Below are 21085 nucleotides of genomic sequence, written 5' to 3'. Positions count from 1 at the left end.
CTTTTTTTATTTGGAAAGGGTGGAGAAAATAGGAAATTGCAATGAATCAATGATTGCCAGTCAACCGCTGCTCATCAGCCTTGCTTACTATGCCAATAAAGGATTGGAAAAAGTAAGTTTTGAAGAACGAAAGCGTGAAACGGTAAACCGAATGAGGGTATTACAAAAGGTAGATTTCAATCGGATGAACCCTATTTGGAAAGAGTTTAAAGGCAGCACCAGAGGCGGTTACTACTATTTGGCCAATGACAAAGCCACATTTGAAAAGATGGTTGCCTGGCTGCAAAATCAAGGAGGTGAGTAGAATGTGAAGGTAGATAATAAAAACCCATAGGCGAACATGTCCTGGCAGACGGCGCCCACGGGTTTCCACAGTTGGGTATACCAACATGTTGTTAGTATACCCTTTTTCATGAAAAATAAATAGTTTTAAGTTTAAAAGGTTATCAAACTATCATGAGAAGGGAAGAGTTAACATGGAAATAAAATACGATTATTTGATTAATAATAGAACAATCCTACTGTACGGAGTCCTACATGAAAATGGACATTTATATACGTTTGTCCTGGAGGAAGAAGAGGCATTTTTGGTTGCCATGGCACCGATTAAGCTAATTGATCAATCACTCATTAGTTATGGCTCTAGTTTCAATGGAGCGCTTAAAAGTTCAACGTATTTGCTGGGGAAAGAACGCAAAAAGTATCCAATTAAGATAGATGCTTCATTGGACATTTGGTTTTTTCCAACGAAGTCATATAGACAGGATAATTGCGTTTGGTTTGCGCTCAATCATGTGAGGGATACTTTGCCGGTTGGTCAGAAGTTTACGAAGAAAATATTGAGCAATGGGCATATGTTTGAACTGGTGATGCGGGAAGTTGCGTTTAGGGGTAAGTTACGAATGGCTGAGAATTTGAGGGACTTGATAAAAAAGAATACAAAAAAGTCGATAAATTATAATGGAGAGATGAAAAAGGGGTTCATGATAATTGAAAAGAAGGGAATTTATAAGTGTAAACAAAAGGTAGAAATAATTGATATTTAAAAGGTCCGCTCTAATTTCAATTAATACGAGAGCTGGTGCTGGATTCTAACAATATTATTTTCCTAAAAGGAATCTCTGGTTCAACTTTTACAACCGGTATCAAAAAGTGTTACATCGAGTTAAATTAAGAAAAGCACCCACAAATGTTGATATTTCAATGTTTGTGGGTGCTTTTTTGTTTGCTGGAAATGGAAAAGGTATGTTTTGGAATTATTTAACACAATTTATATACAAGATTTTATAATAGTTTTCCTATTACTATTTAAATGGGGTGGGATGAATTTTCTGAATTTTGTCAGCGAAATATGATTTTTGACCTATCTATCATTCTAATACTTTTCTATAATAGTAACATAAGGCTTTTAACAAGTAGATACATATGGATGTGAGGGACAAGATTGTGTTAAAAAACAAAAAAGTAGTTGAACTTACGAACGAATTAATAATTGAGATGTTAAACAAGGAGAAAAAGGAAGGAAAACTGGGAGCAGAAATTATGATGAGAGTCGATAAAATAATAAATCAGCCCAGGAATCGATACCTATACATATGTCAACTGTTATATCCTGGTGAATATTTTGATGAAATGATTAATCCATGGACGGGAGACCCATGGACTGTCGGCTTTTTTGAAGAAGGTAATTACAAACTTGGAGATGTATTAGTTGGCCGCTACGAACTTCAAAAAAATGAAAGAAATATAGAGCAATTGATTCGTCCTATCGCTTCGACTCTCTTTAAACTAGAGCATCCTACTGAGCTGGCAGACAAATACGGGGAAGAGTTTGTTCATTTCTTGAACGAAAAATTTGGCGGTGAGGAGGAACTTATAGGGTTGATGTATGAACGTCTGATGGAGACGGCAGAAAAGGATATTAAAGAGCAACAGGAACTAAAAAGGGACATTTTAATACAGATTGAGCAGCTGAATAAAGAGATAGATAATAAAAATAATAATCTTAATAGACTTGTAGAAGATATTAGATCGGAAGAACAAAAAAGGGAAGTCCTTGAACTCCAATATCTAGAAATCCGAAAAATGTTGGGCTTAGAAGAGCAAAAGGAAGTTGATTCAAAGGAAGATTTCTTAGAACTACAAGAAGACGAGGATTTTTTTCAGTTAGTGCAACGGGGTCTTTACCATATGAACGGAGAAAATCTAGTATACGATTATGATATCATCAGACGATTTATTACAGCTCTAAGAACGGATCAGCTTGTCCTATTAACAGGACCATCTGGTACCGGAAAATCTAGTCTAGTTCATCAGATTGGGGAAGTTTTGCACCCTTGTAAAGTTCATCACATTGCTGTGCAATCAAACTGGTCTGATGTTCAAGACTTATTGGGCTTTTTTAATCCATTAAAGAATACTTATATGCCTACTCCTTTCCTTCAGGCACTAGTGGATGCGAAAAATGATAAAAACTCTTTGCATATCATTTGTTTGGATGAAATGAATTTAGCACATGTTGAATATTATTTTTCAAGCCTGTTAAGCGCAAGGGAAAAGTTGTTTGAGAAGCGATTTTTAGATTTATATGCGTATAAGTTTTATCGTGAAGCTATTCTAGATTTAGAAGATATGGTAGGTAAACCATTTTCAGAGATTACTAGTTTTGATATAAAAAAATTAGAATCTCTTAAACGTAAAGAAGCACGAGAAAGATATGAGCTTATCTTGGATTATCCTGCTTATTTCCCTATCCCGAAAAATGTCCGCTTTGTTGGAACATTGAATATGGACGAAACCGTAAAGCCTCTAAGTCCAAAAGTGATAGATAGAAGTTTCATTATTGAACTAGATCATCCAACTAAGTTAAGCCATGTTCGGAAGGAATTAGAGGGAAATCCTTTGAACAAAAAAATTGGAATAAATATAAATGAGTTTATTCGACCAGCTCTAGAAGAACCCCAACTAACAAAGGAACAATCAACTGTTATTGATTTTGTTCTTGATTGGACGTCAGCATTAAATGATATCCCGAATGCAGTACTAAACAGCCGTGGAATTATGCATATAAGACGATATCTCTCAGCTTTAGATACTGTTGAGGGGGTTGCAGAGGAAATTGTAAATTCAAAAGTTCTACCGAGAATATTGTTTTCAAAGAATGAAACATCTTTACAAACGTCGTTTGAAAACTTCATGCGTAAGATTCCTGAGGGAGGATCAGCTAAAAGAAAAGCAGAAAAAATGAATACTGGAAAACGTGTCGTTCAATTCTGGAGGTAGAGCATGAAACCAGTGTGGATAAAAGTTAAATGGGATGTTCCATCTTTCTATGTTGGGGAGGAGATAATAGTTCGCCCTATCTCTGTGGAAGAAATAAAAGAAATGGAGAAGATTGACGGAGCATATAGTGGGACAGAATACAATCGCTTGCAAAGTGATATTTTAAGTATTGGAATAAAAGTAGATGTACCGTTTCAAAAAGTCACAGCTTATGGGACGTTTGGTTTCAAAAGAGAGATGACGGAAATTAACCAAGCCTTATGGATCTATCGCCCCGTTTATGAATGGAATCAAGCAGAAAATCAGTACGAAGTTAGTATTCCTTCCCTAGGTGTAAATCAATGTGGTACCTTTACCATAGAAGGGCAGTCTCTTGAAAATAATAATATTTACAAGTGCAATGTAACAGTCCGTTCGTCTCTCCTAACAGAGGAAGAGTATCTAATGATGAAGCAAGATTTGCTTATGATTACGGAAGACTTAATGTTTAAAAACTATACATCACATGATGGTAATGTTAGCAGACGAGGGTATATTGATCAAATAGAGGTTAAATATCTGGTTAAATTGTTAAAGGACACATTAATGGAATTGGAGAAAGCACCTGCAGAAATGCTTATAGAAAAAAGAATAAAGACACATGTTGACAAACTGCGAAAAATGGACATGAGGACACTGTTAGAACAGGAACTCCATCCATATATTGATACTGTTCATGGAATAACTAATGTTAGGTCCCTTAACGTGCCGGAACATAGGAAATTAAAGGGTGCCATCCTTGAATTTATTTCTATCTCTGAAAGAAATCTCGATACGGAAATAAGGTACTTACGTGGTATTGAATCTCAAATAGAGGAGCTTCACCTGGGAAAGAAGAAAGTAAGTGACCAAATGTTTTACGAGAAATTTGCAAGTAAGGAAAAGAGTCTCACTTATAACCGTATACAGTTTGAGGAACGTTCTAAAACTTGGAGTCAGATTGTTGCTACGTTAGAGGAATTACTTGAATACGAACTGCTTTCTCACTGTGAACCTGAAGAGTGGGGAGATACCCATTTATTCATGTTCCATACCGAATACAGTCAAGCATTTGAACTAGTTGAAAAAATACAGACCCAATTAAGACAAAAAAATGTCGCTTTAAAGAATTTTCAGAAGGATCTACTTAACTCTCCTGACCTTTATGAGAAGTGGGTATTATTAAAGGTGATCCATCATTTTGTTGAAACATGGCGTTTGACTCCTGAAAATGGGAATGTAATGCAGTTATTATTAAATCACTATGAAAAGAATCAAACTTTACGGGGATTTTGGTTCAGGCTTAAATTAATTGGTCCAATAAATATAGTCATCGGAAGTGAAATAACCTTCGACAATAAGCGTCCGGATATAACTTTGTTAGTTGAAGAGAATGAAGGCCGTTTATTCTTCCTTGATGCAAAATATAAGCCATATAGTAGAATGGATAAGCAATTGAGGCAGGATTTAGAACGTTCTGCCACAAGGTATCGATTAATGGATCGAAGGGGTAAAGCTGCATTTCTAATCCACCCAGATCAAGAAATGGGGAGTCACTATGAAGTATCTAAGCCACATCGTGAAGGTTTCTATGTATTAAAACCAGGTCAGGATGAGGGTCTTGTGTTATTTGCGAAAATGGTACTTCACTTTCATTTAAGGAAAGAGACTATCTGTCCCGACTGTGGAGAAAGGCACAATATTGACATGCAAGACTTAACTTATAAGAAATACTATACATGTAAATCTTGTAACTCGTTTTGGGTTCAAAGTAAGTGCTGGAATAGAAATCATGCATATCAGTATCTTTATAAGTATTTACATCGTAACTACCATCGGCCAACCGAGCATGAATGGGATGTACACTGTCCAACGTGTGGACTAACATATGCCGATTATAGCAGGTATTAATAATTGATTGTTGTAAACTACAATTAAATTGAACCGGTAGTAAGAAAAAAGTACATAATGGATTATGTGGATCTTCATATATATAATCTAGATACTCAGTCAATACAGTTTATATCCCACTAGGAGAATTTTTTTAATTCTCAAAAGGTAATTTATTAAAATGATAAAAGTAATAATATTTGTATACTTAGAAGTGATTGCTTCTTGCACAATATGCAAACTTAGCTAAATGTATCCACCTGGAAAACCAACACTTGGTTTGGGTGGATATTTTTTTAGTTATAAACGCTAATAAGATTATTATTAATAATATAAAAAGAGAATGCAATGAACAATAAAAACATTTATTATTGACAACATATGTAAAAATGTTATAAGTTTGATGTGGAAACAGAAAAGTTCAAAAAAGTAAAGTGTGGTGAGTCCTATTTTCCAATACATAAAGCCTGTTAATCTTAACACCGATAGATTGGACCCGCATTACTACACAGTAAAAGAAAAAATCTATAAGGAAATAGGAAGTATTAAGTCAGTTGAACTTTCGGAACTATGTGAAGGGATATCTGATGGCACTCGTAATGCTAAAGACTTTTTTAGTGAGGGGATTCCATACATTAAGATTTCCAACATAAATAACCAACAAATCGACTTGACTAATGTATCTTATTTAGTAAATTACTCAGGTATTGAATCGAAGGCCATTATCAGAAAAGGCGATATACTCATATCTAAGGTAGCTGCGATCCCGAAGGTGGCAATAGTTGATGAGAATGCTGATGGTGTTGTTATTAGTCCAGATTTATTGAGATTAAGACCGAAAAGTTCGAAAGCGAAAGATATGATCTTCAATTTTTTGAATACTGAACTTGGTCAACTTTCATTAAAGCTAGCAGTTACTCCGTCGGTAATACCGAAAATTTCTATTAAGGAAATTGGTAAATTGTTAATTCCGTTAGATGAGGAATCTGCTAATACTTCTATGTATCTAAATATGGAGCAAGTGAATTATAAGCAACAGCTAGAAAACTTTTATAATGTTGATGAGAAACGATATTTAGGAAATTTTTCACCTAATTTAATATGGGTATCGAAAGAGTTAACTCCAGATAGGCTCGATGTCCTATACTACCAACAATGTAATACAAGGTTGTATATGGATTTCAAAGAGCGATTAAGAAATGAGGAATGGGTACAACTAAGTGAAGTTGTTGAAATTGTTGATAAAACAATTAGTCCTTCTGAATTCAAAGATCAAACTATCTCGTATATTGGTATAAAAAATTTGGACCGTGAAAAATGGCTAATTCATACAACTGATAAAGTTCCTTATAAAACAGTTAGGAGCCGTGCGCGCTATGAATTAAAAGCAGGGGATATATTGTTAGGGGTTATCGGTACAAAGGTTGGTGAAAAGGAGCAACCACTTGCAATCGTTCCAAACTATTTCGCAAATTCAATAGCGTCCAATGTGTTTGTAGTTTTAAGGACTTATTATTTACCAGAACGATATATACTTTGGTGCATGAATCATCCATTTGTACGTTTACAGTTGCGAATCAAAAGTAGAGGTGGAATACAACCTTTTCTATCGATACATGACTTAAAACAAGTTCTTGTTCCAAGGTTACCAAATAATAAAATAAAAGAAATTAACAGTATCTTAGACTGTTATCAAGGGGGTGACCATCTTGATATTTCATGAATACCTAACCACACCAAAAACAACAGAACAATTAGTGAACATTGCAAAAGAACATGGTTTGAATTGGAATGAAGACCAAGTGAAATTATATAGCTTGCTTAATCCTACTATATATGAAACAGACTCAGGTCAATGGGCCGTTAAGGTTGATGACCGTCGTCAAACCATATTAGGGGCAATTGAAAAAGCATTAGAAAAGCGACCGATGACTAAGATTGACCCAAATATTATTGAACAGTTACCAAGTGATATGATTGTGCCTCATAATGAGGTAATTGAAGTGGCTGTTAGTACAGGGCGTTATGAATCACCGAGAGAAAATATTATCCGAGTGAAACGAAAATAGGGAGGAACTAATGATGCAAGCATTAATTGAAGAGTTAAAAGAACAACTCATGATGAAGGGGTATAGTACATTTTCTGAACCAGAAACACATGAAGAAGATGGCACAACGATTTTCTTAGCTACCGGTGATGAAAAAATTGTTTATGTAAAGGTATTTGACAAAGGAGCAGATTTATCTTTTGAAGTACAAGATGCTGCTTTAATAGAGGCTCAGTATAATGAAGAAGCTCCAGATTTTATTTGGGCATCAAATGGTGAAGTGAATTATTACGCCGACTGTATCGAGTCAGATCCACTGGCAGAAATACCAGCTGTTATTGATGTAACTAAAAAAGAAAAACGACAAATTTCTAAACAAGAAGAATGGTCAAGAAAGATGTACTCTACTCTTCAAAAGCGATTTGATGATTTGCATGAGCGCTTATATGGACCGGGTGGGGCTGATAATATTAGCAGTACTAACGAAGCCATCGATGAATTAAGTAAATTGCTTTTTATGGAGACTTTCCGCTTGTATCATCCGGACTATGTATTAAGAGAAGGGAAAAATGCAGGTCTGCGAATTTTTGATATTTTAAGGCATCAATACATAAAAGAGAATGGAAAAGAAGCTGTTAGACAAATCCGAGATGCATTTAAAGAAATAAAAAATCATGAGGATTATGTTGCGGTAAATGATCTTGGTGAAAAATGTTTAATTTTTAGTGAAGATGAATATATTCGATTGGAAAATCCAGCTAACTTTATTGCAGCCTTTGAAACGTTTCAGGAACTAGATGACTTTGAAGATGAAAATGGAAACCGAGTGAAAGCGACATTAAAAAATGTCAGTGCGGATATTTTAGGCCGTTTATTCGATGTATTAATGCGTGGTAAATATGACAATAAAATTGGTCAAGCTACATACTTAACACCAAGACAAGTAACTGAAGCAATGATTGAAATGGTTATGCATGATTTAACATCTAATCCAAAAGAAGCTTCAAAACTTATTACAGCCGATGAAAAAGGGATACCAACATTCAGAATGGGGGACATCACTTGTGGCTCAGGTGGATTTTTAATTAAGGGCTATGAAGGTGTAAAGAAGTATATGCTTTCGCAGTTTACTGGAACAATGAAAGATAAAATGGAGAAGCATTTTGAACTTATGAAAGAACATAGTTTTGTTGGGGCAGATAAAACAAGAAACATGGTTCTAAAAGCTCGTTTAAATATGGTGATGCATGGATTGCCAAAAGCACCGATATTCTGGGTGACAGATTCACTTATGACTGAATCATTGAAGCCTAAAAGCTTTGATTTAATTGTCACGAATCCTCCATTTGGATCAGGTTCAGTTTCTAATAAAACAGATGAAGGAAAAGAAATTATCAAAAGGTATAGTACTGGAATTGATGAAACAGGAAAACCGAAGAAAGACGGTCTCTGTTTAGGAGCAAAGCCAAATGCTAAAGGTGTTTGGAAGGAAGTTAATTCAACAGATCAAGCAGTGTTGTTCATTGATCGTAATTTACAATTACTAAAGCCCGGTGGGCAATTAATTATTGTTCTTCCAGATGGAACTTTAAGTAACTCAAGTTATAAACACGTACGAGAATATTTAATGGGTAAGAAAAATGAAGTAACAGGTGAATTTGAAGGTGGAAGAGCAATAGTTAAAGCGGTTGTATCACTTCCTACGGTTACATTTCAATTGTCAGGCACAGGCGCAAAAACATCATTTTTATATATTAAGAAGAAAGAACATGAAAACGAAAAGCAAGGTCCTGTGTTCATGGCTGTGGCTAATGAAATTGGATTTGATGTTAAGAACAAAATAGAAGTCCAATTGGGGAATGACCATAATGATTTATTGAAGATTGTCGATGCTTATAAAAAAGGTAAATAATTGTCCGTTTTAGTGAACAGTTAGAAAGGAGTTTGTTAATGACTCTCAAAAACCAATTAGATGCAAATTTTATTGATACTGATTTTATATTAGAAGATAGATTGGATGCGCATTATTATTCAGATAAATTTCATGAAATTGAAAAAAAAATAAAATCTACACCTTTTGTCGTAAAGAAATTTATAGATATTGCAAAAAAAATTAAATGTGGGCCTTTTGGTTCGTCAGTATTAGCTGAAAATTATGATGAAACCGGAATTATTATGGTAAGGCCATTAAACTTAAAAAATGTGCTGTTATCTAATGAAGAATTGGTTAGGTTTCCGGAAAAAGCTCTAGGTAATAATTTTCCGTTATTTAAACATGGAGATTTATTGTTTGCGAGGGTGGGAATGCCTTCATGTTCAATCATTCCTGAAACATACGAAAATGTAACAATTAGTCCCAATATTATAGCAGCTGAGCTTAGAGAAGAATATGATTCATATTATATAGCTACATTTATGAACACTTCGTATGGTTTATTACAAATAGAACGTAGGTTCAAAGCTGTATCACAACCAACTGTTTCTACGGAAGAACTAAAAACGCTATATATTCCTCTACCTGATTTTAAATATCAAAAGTATATAGGTGATAAAATCCGTAAAGCAGAACAGTTACGTGAAGAAGCTAAATTTATTAGAGAAGCAGCTATAGATTTATTTAATGAACAACTGAATTTAAATGAGTTTAAGTTTAAAAGTACTTTATCTTGGTATGTTGAAGGAACCTTATTAGAACCTTATTTAAATGCTCAATACTATAATAAACAGTATTTGGAATTTCAAAAGCATTTAGAGAAACAAGGGATAGAGACTGTACCATTAAGCAATGTTTTAAAACGAATAATAAGAAACACCTCTCCAGATAGTTCTGATCGATCAGAAACGGGCATCCCTTCTTTGATAGTCTCTGACATAGATCCTTATAAAATTGAAATAGATAATTCTAAAATCAAAGTTACTTTAGACTATTACAATAAGTTGGAGAATGACCAACTTTTTGAAAATGATGTTGTATTCACAACTGCTGGACCACCATTAGGAGAAGCTTGCTTGGTTGTTAAAGAAATGCTTCCACTATTATGTGGAGCGCACGTTTCGACATTAAGAACAAATAATAAAGTAATAGGTGGATATTTGACGGTAGTATTAAATTCAATAATTGGTCAATTAGAAGTAGAAAAACATTCTTACGGTATTAGGCAACAATATATATTCAACGAACAGTTGACGAAGTTCCTTATTCCAATATTAGATATGGATATACAAGAAGAAATACATGAAAAAATATCACGTTCTATTGTAAATGAAATTAAGGCAAATATGCTAATCGATGATGCTAAAAAGAATGTGGAGTCACTTATAGAAGGTAATTATGATGATTCTTTTTTTGAGAATATAGAATAGTGTCTTTTCTGAAGGGAGGGACCATCTTTGGATGTAAAGAAGACTTATAAGATTCTTAAACACCTTTATGACTATGGAGAAACTGAAAATGATGACTTCATTACTTTCCTGAAACAAAAGCGTATTATTGAACAAATACAACACCAGTACATCATTACTAACAATTGGATTACTTTTGGACAAATGTTCAAGTCTGAAAATGATCTAATATTATCTCTATTTTGTTTTAAAGAAGATTATCAGAAATATTTAGTAGAAGTTGCTCTTTTTACAGGTTTAAAGATGAGTGAAACGGAAGATGTCGAAGGAATCGAAAATTTTGTTAGCGGCTTACCGATTTTTTCTACCTATGCTATTTGTGTATTGGAGGAAATAAAAGATGATAGTGGTTTTTCAATTGCAAGATTAGAGGATCGATTACATCAAAAAGAGCAACTTTTTCAAGAGCTGAATGGGCTTATATTTGATGGTCCGCCGCATTATCAACGTGTAATGCTTTATTTAAAGCATGTTCAAGCATATAAGCCAGAGAATGTGACAGAAGACATAGAGCTTGGTAAGAAGGTAGATGATCAGTGGCAAAAAGGGAGAAAGATTTCAACTGGTCTTTCCCTCGCTCCTTTGAAAGAGAGACCATTATATACGCTAGTGCCTTCCATCCCTGAACGTAACATTGATCACCCACAATTTCAGCATATCTTTACATACCCTTGGAAGTTATTTGTTTTCCTCTGTTGTATTGTACGAGAGAATTTTGAAGCACAAGGAGTACAGGCTATTCGCTTTCAAGTGGTAGGGGATGGTGTTGATGTGTTATTAACAGCAAGTAATCATCAGCAATTTCGATATGGAAGCTTTGATGAATTTGCTATTGAATTCTGTAAAATAAATCAGTATCAATTGTTTCCTAATGAATTGCGCAATTTACCCACTATTTTTCAAAACCTTGTTGAACGCAAATTACTTACTGTTGTAGACGATGAATATCGTTTACCAACAACAATAGAAGATGTAATATATCATACTCGTTTATTTATTCCTCTTATTGCTGAGAGTAAACAGCTACGTGCAAGGTTGGAGCAGTGGGTCGATGAATTGAGGGAAAAACGATGAAACATATTCGCCTTTCAATTGAACGCTTTTGGATTGAACCGGGCAACTTTGAGTTATGGTGTGAGCAATTATCACGCATACCACAGCAAACAGAAGCAAAATCAATGAAAGAAATTGCTTCATTTTACTTAAATAAAGATGTAATTGAAAAAGACAAAAAGCTGGATCGTTCAAAAGAATTGTTTGGATTATTAGGCTATGAATACTTTAAACGAACTGCTCAATTTGAAATTAAAGGTGTATTCTTCCTCGAACGAATTGATGGCCATTTACAACTAACTGAGGATGCAAAAAAAATTATAATTTCCTATAAAAATGATGATGGGTGGGAAGTGTTGTTAGCAAGGCAATTATTACGGTTCTCACCAAGAGTTAGAGTAGTTTTTCATATGCTTTTAAATGGTGGATATTTTAATACTAATGGTGCATCGTTGGATTATATTGGGAGATGGCAGCTAAATATGTACGGTACATCATATCATCCTTTTGCAAGTAATCCGCAAAAAAATGATATGAATCGTTTATTAGACCAATTTAAAATAGAAGCATTAGGTAGTGAGTGGATGAAACTTCTTCTGGAGAAAGAAGTTGGGTTGGAAGAAGGCTGGTCTTTTATTGGCTCTGGAGGAAAAGAACCTGCTATAACAAATCTAACAGCATTTATGCGCGCTCCTATGCAGTTGTTTGATTATCTAGATTGGTTCATTAGAGATGAAGGAGGAAAAGTAATTTTAAATAAAGAAAAAGTCTTTAATGACATAGATGACTTAGATTCGCTATTTACTATTACTCCAACAAATTCAGTAGATGAAGTACATACATTAAAAGAAACCATTCATTCTCTCTCTGATGATCGTGGCTTTTTCCCACTTGAACCAGCTTTAGAACAAATTTTAAAAAAACATTTCCCTTCTTGGGATAAAGGGCTTTCTCGGTTTGTTGATTATTATATTACAAATGGTATAAATAAGGGGATTTTTACTGTAATTGCACATGAATCAGGCCAACCACGTCATGGTAGAGGTTATTTGGGAAAACGCGAGTATCAGTTAATAAAGCTTGATATTCACCGATAAGGAGTGTTCAATTCATGAAAAAATCAGTTTGGTTAAAAGATGGGGTTTCTACCTTTCCTGTGTTACAGCCAATGGTTGGGCAGCATGAGTTTTTTCAAGCATATCAGAATTTTTTAAGTGATATCAAAGATGCACCGATGTCTCGTATTTTTACACTGATTGCGAAATGGGGTATTGGTAAATCAAGGATTGCTTATGAACTCATAAGCGAAGTGCTTGGTATTGATAAAGGTTGGACGATTCGAAATAGTGATGGAGATTTAGAAGAAGTCAGGCTTTTAAAAGAAGATTTTGAAGATCGTATATTACCAATTTATATTCGCTATGAACAAATGAATGAAGATTATCTGTATGGAGATAATTGGGTGGGCTATGGAGCATATATTGCTCTATCAAAACTTTCCAATCAAAATGCAGAAACAACAATTCAAGGGAGTATCATTAAACATTTGCAAAGTAGTCTAATTCCACTTGGTTTTTCACCTCAAAAATTAGGTGAGATTATTGAAAAAGGACAACATTCTCTAGAACAATTATTAGGAGAAGATATTCCACTCCTAGATAAGCTTGTACAAGAAGGAATGAAGTATTTAAATCAATTTTCAATTGATCACCTACATATTATCGTTGATGAAGTGGAATCAGAATATGAATTGTTTAGAGATGAAATACATGAAAACAATGAAGAACGAAAAAAGAAACTAGATGGTGAAGCAATAAAAGTTATAACGTCTGCCATTAAGCATGAAGATAGTCGTTCTCGGCATCCTAATGTTTCATTCTTACTACTATGCTCTCCAGCAATTGGTGATCAAATTAAGTCACTTGAAGCATTAGATCGTCGTGGGGATAAGCTAGAGATGACACAGAATTCGTACGCGGATATCTCCGATTATATTGAATCTTTACAAAAAGCGGGGAAGATTCATCAATATCCTGAAGGGCTCGTTGAAGCGTCTTATACTATTGCTGCAGGGAACTTTGGTTGGCTTAATGTCATTATGGCTCATTGTGATCAATATTTAGATAATCAACCTGATGCTGAGGCAGGGCAAATATTACTTGATCTTTCTCAATCTGTACCGCGTTTTAAAGATAGTTTAATTGATATTTCACAACTTGATTATATTGATTCGAGTCCTGTACATCAACCGTTGCTAAAAAAGGCATTATTACGTCAATTACCGGTCCCTAAACAGGAGTATACCGAACAAGAGCAACAAGTATTATTATCAGCAAAAAATCTTCAAGGAATTCCTTTATTTAAAGAATTTATTGCTATTCCACTTACAAAAAGTGATCTTGGATTTTATCTTGTAAATAATAAATATCGCCCAGATGTTGACCATTTCTTTGTAAATGAGTCAACAGGTGAGAAGTTTAGCCTAGATGTTTTAATTCGTAGTTTGGAGACATTTTCCATTAATGCACCTAATAATTATTTTATCATCGGAAAAGAAAGGGAAACTTTTCTTTCACAAGTAAGAACACTTTATCCAAAAGATGAGGTCGTCGATGCAGCTGAGATTTTATTTAGTTATTTTGAACAAAAAAAAGACCAAGTTTTAAAAGAAACGTTTATTGGTCCAAACTTTGCTTTTCTTGAGCGTTTGAATCGTCGGTATGCTGCACAAACGGGTATTGCAAATTACTTGTTATTAGATGAAAAGGATCAAGAATTACAGCAGTTGCTAAAAGAACGTACAAAGGATTATGGAAAAGATATCGAAAGAACGGTTTTAGGTTTTATTCGTTCATTAGAACAAGAATATCCATCTACTGAAACACTTAAAATTAAAGGACAAATTTGTGGATTTAGGAGTCATGTTGAAAGGGATATTTACTTAGGAGTTCATCCGAAAAAGGTTGTAGATGTCGTTTGGGCAAGTAAATTAGAAAAGTTAAATGACCTTGCAGAAAGTAATCTTCTTGATATTGGCGTGCATCCAATATTTATATTATCGTCTACCGCTGATACAGAAATTGATATTAACAAGTTCAAACGTGATTACCCACTTGCAGGTAGATGTGTAATCTTTTTCCAAGTAACGAATTTACAGAAGAATGTATTAGAAGTTTTATCTGTTAACCGTGAAGTCATGGATATTCGACCAGTTGCGCATCAATTAGCGACTCCTTTTAAGGCAAAGATTAGAGCATTACGTGATGAAATTGCTAAAGTTTCAAGAGCTTGGTTTGAACATATTGATCAGCAAGGCTATGTATTAAGACCATTAATCTTTACAAAGGCTGAAGAAGATAACCTACCACTATTAGCAGAAGGGTACACTAGGATGTTAATTCATAGTGCAACCTCTACAGAACTAGGTATTAAACAAGGGGTTAAATTCCCTGAGAGTGAAAAATATAATAGATTTTTCCAAGTCTTAAAAGCAACAGAAGTTCGAGCAAAGCTAGAAAAGGATGGATATGAGGGTGCTAAGTTATTTGTAAAGACCAATGAAGATGATTATGAGGTTCAAGTGCCTGTAACATTTGCTGCATTGTTAACCTATATAGGGAACACTCGACGTGTTTTTAAAGATATTCAAAATACATTCTTTTTTAGTTCTGTCGATACAATCAAACCAGTTAAAATTGTTGAGCAATGGATTTACTTTTTACAAGATTTAAAAGTCATTGAGGTTCAAGGTGGCACTCATGCTCAAAATGTAATAAAAGCTACATTAGAATTTCAACGTGATAAAGTACAGAAGTGGCGTGATGAAGAGTACGACAAGTTAGTTGACGATTTTAAACAAACTATTGATAAAAATAGACTCGGCATACTAAAAGACGATAAATATCGTGGTCGTTTAGATTTAATTAATGAAGTATTAAAAGAGATAAATCTTTCTTCATTACAGGTTGATACAGTTAATCCACTTGATACTTGGAAGGAACAATTAAAGCTACTACAAACTTTCCATACAGAATGTAATTTTATTTATGATGAAGAACAATGGAATTCAATACCGTTTAATGAGCGAATAATAAGCACTTTAAATATCCAAGACAATGAAATGCCTATTTGGAAAAAGCTTCGACTCGTTCAATTGTTTCATGATTATATTTCGACCTTACAAAGAAATATATTGTCCAAATTAAAGGAAAAACTTGAATCAATAAAATCTAAGAGTACCTATAAGGATTATGTTTTACCAATTATCCAATTTACGAATGCATTAGAACGATATCAAACAGAAATCGAATATGCAAAGGATTATATAAAATCTTCAAAACGTGAAACGATGGTTGCTCAATCAGATAGCCTAGCACATCATTTATGGTTGGCTAATTACAAAGAGGCAATAGATAGATTAAACACGATGATTAGTGAAATAGGTTTGAAAAAAGAGGGACAAAATCAAGTTGAATGGAAAGAGCATAGTGGTATTTCTGGTCGTTACGATGAAATGTTTGAAAAATTTAAACAAGTAGTAGATTATTTTGTTGAGAATCAGCCAATTGTTCAGAAATGGTTATCTTACTTTGAGTTAGCACCTATTGATGTAAAACAAAAAGTTCAGTCAGACCAACTTGAGGCAAATTATCATGAAATTCAGATGTTTCTTGAAGCTGGGTTTGATGAGCAAATCGATGATTACCATCTGGCGCAAAAAGGTAATCCTATTCAACTAATTGAATACAGTGAGAGGTTATTACAAGAACACAAAAATAACATTACATCTTTAATCTCAATGCTTAACCAAATTGAAAGTTCAATGAGGAAAATTCGTGACGAATACTATGATCAAGAATTGATTGATTCAGTGAACTTTATTTATCGCCTTCAGCATAAATTACCTTATCAGCCGGAAATTGGTACAGCAATCCAAGAGATCAGCTATGAAAAAACAATAGAAACTGTAAAAAAGAAAATGGAACAATTAGATGAAGACGGTAGACAATTTTTTAAGGATAAGAATGCTCAGTTTGTTCGATTCGAATTTTTTAAAGAGGTTGTTAAGAGTAAGGCGGATATTGATTGGAAAAGTTATCCTAGAGAAAAAGAGGAACTAGAAAACTTCGGCCTTATAAAAACAAAAGTGGTGTTGTCCTAATGAACATCCAAATCGTTAAGAAGTTTACAAAAAGAACGGAATATAAAATGTTAAAGAACTGGATAAGTGCTGACGAACGAAATATTGATGAATTAACTTCTGGTATTTGTGTCATTCCAGCTATTATCATATTGAAATTGTCGGAAGTGGAGTTGCAATCATTAAATAAATGGTGGAGAAAATGGGGGAACCAACTTATTGTTTCCCCTCCTTTTCATCAAATGGACGTTGTCTCTATGCTTCAATTAAATGTTGATCTGTCAGTACAAGGAATTGAAGCCCAATCATTTAATAGTCTTCCTGTTATTGAATCAATTAAAACGAATACTAAATCAAAATGGGAACTTGCTAGCGGTGAGATAGTCGCTATTGATCATATTGAACATTCGGGAAGTGGATGTGTCACTTTAACAACAGTTCCATTACTCGATTATCGTTTATTGTCCAAGCAAGATATATGTAAAAAGTTGTTTTTAGAATTAATAATAGAAAATAAAAGTGATGAATCCACCACGGTTCAAGAGCCATTTATACCTAGCCCTGTTCATGAATACATATTGATACTCGCTTCAGCAAAAGTATTAGAGCCAACAAAAATATCAGGGCAGTTGAGCAACTTCTTTAAGGAAAACTTATCACATAATAAAGCTTTGGAATTGCTTCAACAGTTGATTGATCAGAAACTTCTAGAGGATTCTGGTGCAATAACAGATGAGGGAGAAAAATTTATCATTTTTAAAGGATATAAAGCGTTTGTTCGAGAGATAAAGAGATGGAGGCGTGACGATGGAGCATGGAGATAAGAAAAGAGATATATCCATCGCAAATAGTTTAGTTGCAAAGGTACAATTGGGTTTACCAAGTACAGTCGCCAAACTGGGTTCTAAAATGCGTTTTATTGATCAAATAGCTCCAAAACTTCGTAATAGTGGTGTAATTCGAACGGTAACTAAGAAGGTCCCATTAACTCTGAATGTCACAGGTATTGCTACCGCAAGTAAAACAATTCCTGCTTTTGGTGGAATCTTATATAGTGCAGGAGCGTTACGCCAAGATCTTTCGATTCAAGATGGAGTAGTATATCAAACATTTCAAGATAGCTTGGTGGATATTGATGAAACCGATGATGTGGATGTTAATCATAAATTAAAATTTGTTCATATGATCCAAATGTATGATTTACTAGAAGATCTGCTACATGAAATTGAAAGACCTCAATTAGTTATTGTTGATACTCAGCTTATGTTAGAACGCGCTGATGCACCAAGGGATACACATGGCCAACTTTATACAGATTATCAGCAATGTAAAGAAAGGATTAATGAATTTTGGTCCAGATATAAAGAAGAATTTTATCCTTTTAATAAAGATGGAGTACAACTCGTGGCTTTAAGTACTAAACGTTTTGGGTCTATATTTTATGGTTTAAATTCCGATGAGAAGGAGAAATACGTTATCGATCCCATAGATTATCAGTCATTAAATAATATAGAAAGTAACTTTTTGCAAATTAAGCGGGTTGGGGTAAAGAAATTATTACATGGAGTTCTTACTCGGAGAACGCGAACAGCAGCCTATCAATACGATTTACTAGTCACCAATAATGAACTTGAACCAAAAGAATTTCAGTCTCTAGGATTGATCAATTTTCATTTTCGTGCCGGTATGAGAACAATCCCACTTTTAGCAGAGGTATTGGGGAATAAAAAAGATTGGAGTTCTGAAGAAATCGATAAATTATCATCCAACCTAATATCATTATTTACTGTTGATCAAGCAAAAGCTTTGCCCCTTCCTCTTTGGTATGCCAATTATGCATTGAAGCCTGTTAAATCTGGGACCATTGTACATTACTATAAATCACAAGCACATGAAATGATCAAAAATGAAGAGGTAGAAAATATATGGTCAGAAGAAGTTGATATATTTGAGGAGGATAATGTATGAGTCAAGATAAATATATTGGAAAGCTGATTGGAAACACAGGAAATCCAAATGATTTAAAAATGATTCTCCACGATAGTTTTGTTGCAAGACGGGGAGAATTTGTTAAGATAGCTCACCAAGAACGAGAAGATGAAGAAGTGACATATGTTCTTGGACGCATTACATCTATATCTAGGAGTAACATTCTTTATAACAGTGAAATGGGAGACGGATTAAATTCCATTGAATTACTTCCCGGCACACAGATGACAGGGGAAACACTTTTTGGAGCCATTGATCTTGTAGGATACAAAGAGGCAAGGACTGGTCAAATTCGTATTCCGAGGAGACCTCTTGATCCCGGTAGTAAGGTTTTGGGAGTCGATTATGAATTTCTTGCTAAATTCTATCAATTTGATGAGAACAAAAGCATAGCAATTGGAAACCTAATTGGTTATGAACGTGGAGAAAATATAGTACCAGTTTATATGGATGTAAATAAATTAGTAACGGAACACTTAGCTGTATTAGCAATGACTGGCTCAGGTAAGTCGTATACAGTTGGACGTATTATTGAAAGATTAGTTGCTCAAATGAACGGAACAGTTGTGGTCTTTGACACGCATGGAGAATACGGGAAGGCTTTTGAAAAAGGAACTGTCCATTTCAACAGTGATTTAGAACATATTGAGGATCCGAAAGAAAAGGATAATATCCTATTTATTCAAGAAAGACTAAAGAAGCTGCAAGAAGCTGGTGGTGGTATTAGGGTATATACCCCACAGATGGAGGAATTTGATTACAAATATGCTGATAAAAACAATCATCTTGCCTTACAGTTTGACCGTTTTGAAATGGATGACTTTGAAGAAATTTTACCGGGCCTAACGGAACCTCAACAACGAGTACTGGATGTTGCACTTCGCTACTGGAAATTTAAGTATCCACATCCACCAAGAGATATTAAAGATTTACGTGAGCTACTCTCTGGTGATTTAGAAGAACTTAAAAGTTGGGATGATCTTTCTGATGCTGAATCACGTGCTTTAAACGGTAGGAGTGCTGCTGTTGCATCTATGAAGTTAAAACGAGTGATTAACGAAGCTAAAAGCTTTTACACTAGAGCAATTGGTGAACCAACCGATATATATAATTTAATTGGTGAAATGAATGAAAAAAATGGCCGATTAATTATAGTCGATTTACAAGGGATATCGGATGATGCGAAACAAATTGTAACAGCTTTAGTGTCTAGTGAAATTATGCGTGCTGCTGCGGATAAACAACGACCAATTCGTCCATGTTTCTTAGTTTATGAAGAAGGACATAACTATGCTCCAGCAGGCACTCCAACTATTTCAAAGAAAATCATAAAGAAAATTGCAGCAGAGGGAAGAAAATTTGGTGTTGGTTTTGCGATTGTTTCCCAACGTCCATCAAAGTTAGATGCTGATGTAACTTCACAGTGTAACACAATTATTACTATGCGTTTGAAAAACCCAGATGATCAACGTTTTATTACAAAAACTTCAGATATGCTTACAAAGGCTGATATTGACGAATTACCTGCACTATCTACAGGAGAAGCATTACTTACTGGTCGTTCTATTCCAGCACCATTATTAGTAAAAGTCGGTACAAAAGCCCTCGTTCATGGTGGTCAATCACCAGAAGTTGTTAAAGAATGGGGAGTTTTTAATGGATAAGGAAGAAATAAAAGAATGGATTATCCAAGAGTTTAAAAATGGCAAGATTCGTGATACTTGGTTTCCAATGCTATCTGTTTCAGGAGTGCGAGACTATTCTGAAACCGTTCATTCCACCGGATTAAACTATATTACTGAGATAGGGAGACAGTTAGATGGATATACAGCAGTGTCTGAGTATCCAGTGTATCCTATCAATGATAGTTATGGTCATAGCATAACTCGTGAAGTTCGACCCGATTCAATTTGGTATGAAAGAGAAGACCTGAAGCCAGTATTAGTTTCTGAATTTGAAAGGTTTGAAAATTCTAAAGCTAAAAATGATAAATTAAGGGAAAAGATTGAAAACTTATTGATTGCATATCACCAGCTTGGCGGTAATCTTCCCATTATTTTATTTGTATATTGGTCTCACAGTGGAATAGTGCCAAAAGATATTGAAAAATATATCTCTATATTTGATGAAGGTTTCCGATTACCAAATGGCATTTATATTAATGGGATTAATTCATTTGAAAGTGACTACTTGGTTTTTCAAGCGGTCGCTAAAGGTGACAAAGAAAAATTAACGATCAATCAATGGATTCAGGTGAAGTAAT

The 21085-nt window shown here is 34.4% G+C and carries 15 protein-coding genes; all 15 read left to right on the top strand.

The genetic code is table 11. From position 1 onward, the window contains the following. Nucleotides 1-19 precede the first annotated feature (19 nt). The 15 genes from ACZ5AE_RS16500 (at nucleotide 20) to ACZ5AE_RS16430 (ending at nucleotide 21084) form a co-directional block, all read left to right on the top strand. Nucleotides 20-304: a hypothetical protein gene (locus ACZ5AE_RS16500; RefSeq protein ID WP_464565628.1), complete on the top strand. Its 285-nt coding sequence runs from the start codon at nucleotides 20-22 to the stop codon at nucleotides 302-304. 172 nt (nucleotides 305-476) lie between these two features. Continuing rightward, complete coding sequence (locus tag ACZ5AE_RS16495; protein ID WP_464565627.1) at nucleotides 477-1046, top strand: competence protein ComK; 570 nt, start codon at nucleotides 477-479, stop codon at nucleotides 1044-1046. 400 nt (nucleotides 1047-1446) lie between these two features. Continuing rightward, a complete protein-coding gene (locus ACZ5AE_RS16490; protein ID WP_464565625.1) occupies nucleotides 1447-3282 on the top strand; it encodes an McrB family protein in 1836 nt (611 codons plus the stop codon). A gap of 3 nt (nucleotides 3283-3285) precedes the next feature. Further along, nucleotides 3286-5211, top strand: a complete 1926-nt coding sequence (locus ACZ5AE_RS16485; protein ID WP_464565624.1) for a hypothetical protein — start codon at nucleotides 3286-3288, stop codon at nucleotides 5209-5211. Between the two features lie 418 nt (nucleotides 5212-5629). Continuing rightward, complete coding sequence (locus ACZ5AE_RS16480) at nucleotides 5630-6913, top strand: restriction endonuclease subunit S (protein WP_464565622.1); 1284 nt, start codon at nucleotides 5630-5632, stop codon at nucleotides 6911-6913. Then, nucleotides 6900-7259, top strand: coding sequence for a hypothetical protein (locus ACZ5AE_RS16475; protein WP_464565621.1), 360 nt, complete (start codon nucleotides 6900-6902; stop codon nucleotides 7257-7259). Before ACZ5AE_RS16480 ends, ACZ5AE_RS16475 begins: the two co-directional genes overlap by 14 nt. Nucleotides 7260-7269: 10 nt before the next feature. Further along, nucleotides 7270-9150 (top strand): HsdM family class I SAM-dependent methyltransferase, encoded by a 1881-nt coding sequence (locus ACZ5AE_RS16470; protein ID WP_464565619.1) that lies wholly within the window; start codon nucleotides 7270-7272, stop codon nucleotides 9148-9150. A gap of 38 nt (nucleotides 9151-9188) precedes the next feature. Further along, nucleotides 9189-10601, top strand: a complete 1413-nt coding sequence (locus ACZ5AE_RS16465) for a restriction endonuclease subunit S domain-containing protein (RefSeq protein ID WP_464565617.1) — start codon at nucleotides 9189-9191, stop codon at nucleotides 10599-10601. A gap of 27 nt (nucleotides 10602-10628) precedes the next feature. After that, nucleotides 10629-11714, top strand: a complete 1086-nt coding sequence (locus ACZ5AE_RS16460) for a hypothetical protein (protein WP_464565615.1) — start codon at nucleotides 10629-10631, stop codon at nucleotides 11712-11714. Continuing rightward, nucleotides 11711-12790, top strand: a complete 1080-nt coding sequence (locus ACZ5AE_RS16455) for a hypothetical protein (protein ID WP_464565613.1) — start codon at nucleotides 11711-11713, stop codon at nucleotides 12788-12790. The genes ACZ5AE_RS16460 and ACZ5AE_RS16455 overlap by 4 nt, the downstream gene beginning before the upstream one ends. 14 nt (nucleotides 12791-12804) lie before the next feature. Further along, nucleotides 12805-16854, top strand: coding sequence for a hypothetical protein (locus tag ACZ5AE_RS16450; protein WP_464565611.1), 4050 nt, complete (start codon nucleotides 12805-12807; stop codon nucleotides 16852-16854). Continuing rightward, nucleotides 16854-17657 carry a hypothetical protein gene (locus ACZ5AE_RS16445; protein ID WP_464565609.1) on the top strand — a complete coding sequence of 268 codons (804 nt, stop codon included), beginning with the start codon at nucleotides 16854-16856 and terminating at the stop codon, nucleotides 17655-17657. The genes ACZ5AE_RS16450 and ACZ5AE_RS16445 overlap by 1 nt, the downstream gene beginning before the upstream one ends. Next, entirely contained in the window at nucleotides 17641-18801 is a 1161-nt protein-coding gene (locus ACZ5AE_RS16440; RefSeq protein ID WP_464565607.1) for a hypothetical protein, read from the top strand. The genes ACZ5AE_RS16445 and ACZ5AE_RS16440 overlap by 17 nt, the downstream gene beginning before the upstream one ends. Further along, nucleotides 18798-20486 carry a helicase HerA domain-containing protein gene (locus tag ACZ5AE_RS16435; protein WP_464565605.1) on the top strand — a complete coding sequence of 563 codons (1689 nt, stop codon included), beginning with the start codon at nucleotides 18798-18800 and terminating at the stop codon, nucleotides 20484-20486. Before ACZ5AE_RS16440 ends, ACZ5AE_RS16435 begins: the two co-directional genes overlap by 4 nt. After that, nucleotides 20479-21084 carry a hypothetical protein gene (locus ACZ5AE_RS16430; RefSeq protein ID WP_464565603.1) on the top strand — a complete coding sequence of 202 codons (606 nt, stop codon included), beginning with the start codon at nucleotides 20479-20481 and terminating at the stop codon, nucleotides 21082-21084. Before ACZ5AE_RS16435 ends, ACZ5AE_RS16430 begins: the two co-directional genes overlap by 8 nt. Nucleotide 21085: the final 1 nt, after the last annotated feature.

This window comes from Neobacillus sp. S1227 (genome assembly GCF_055385255.1).
Note: the sequence above shows the minus strand (reverse complement) of the source record. Positions and strands in the feature narration are given on the sequence as shown.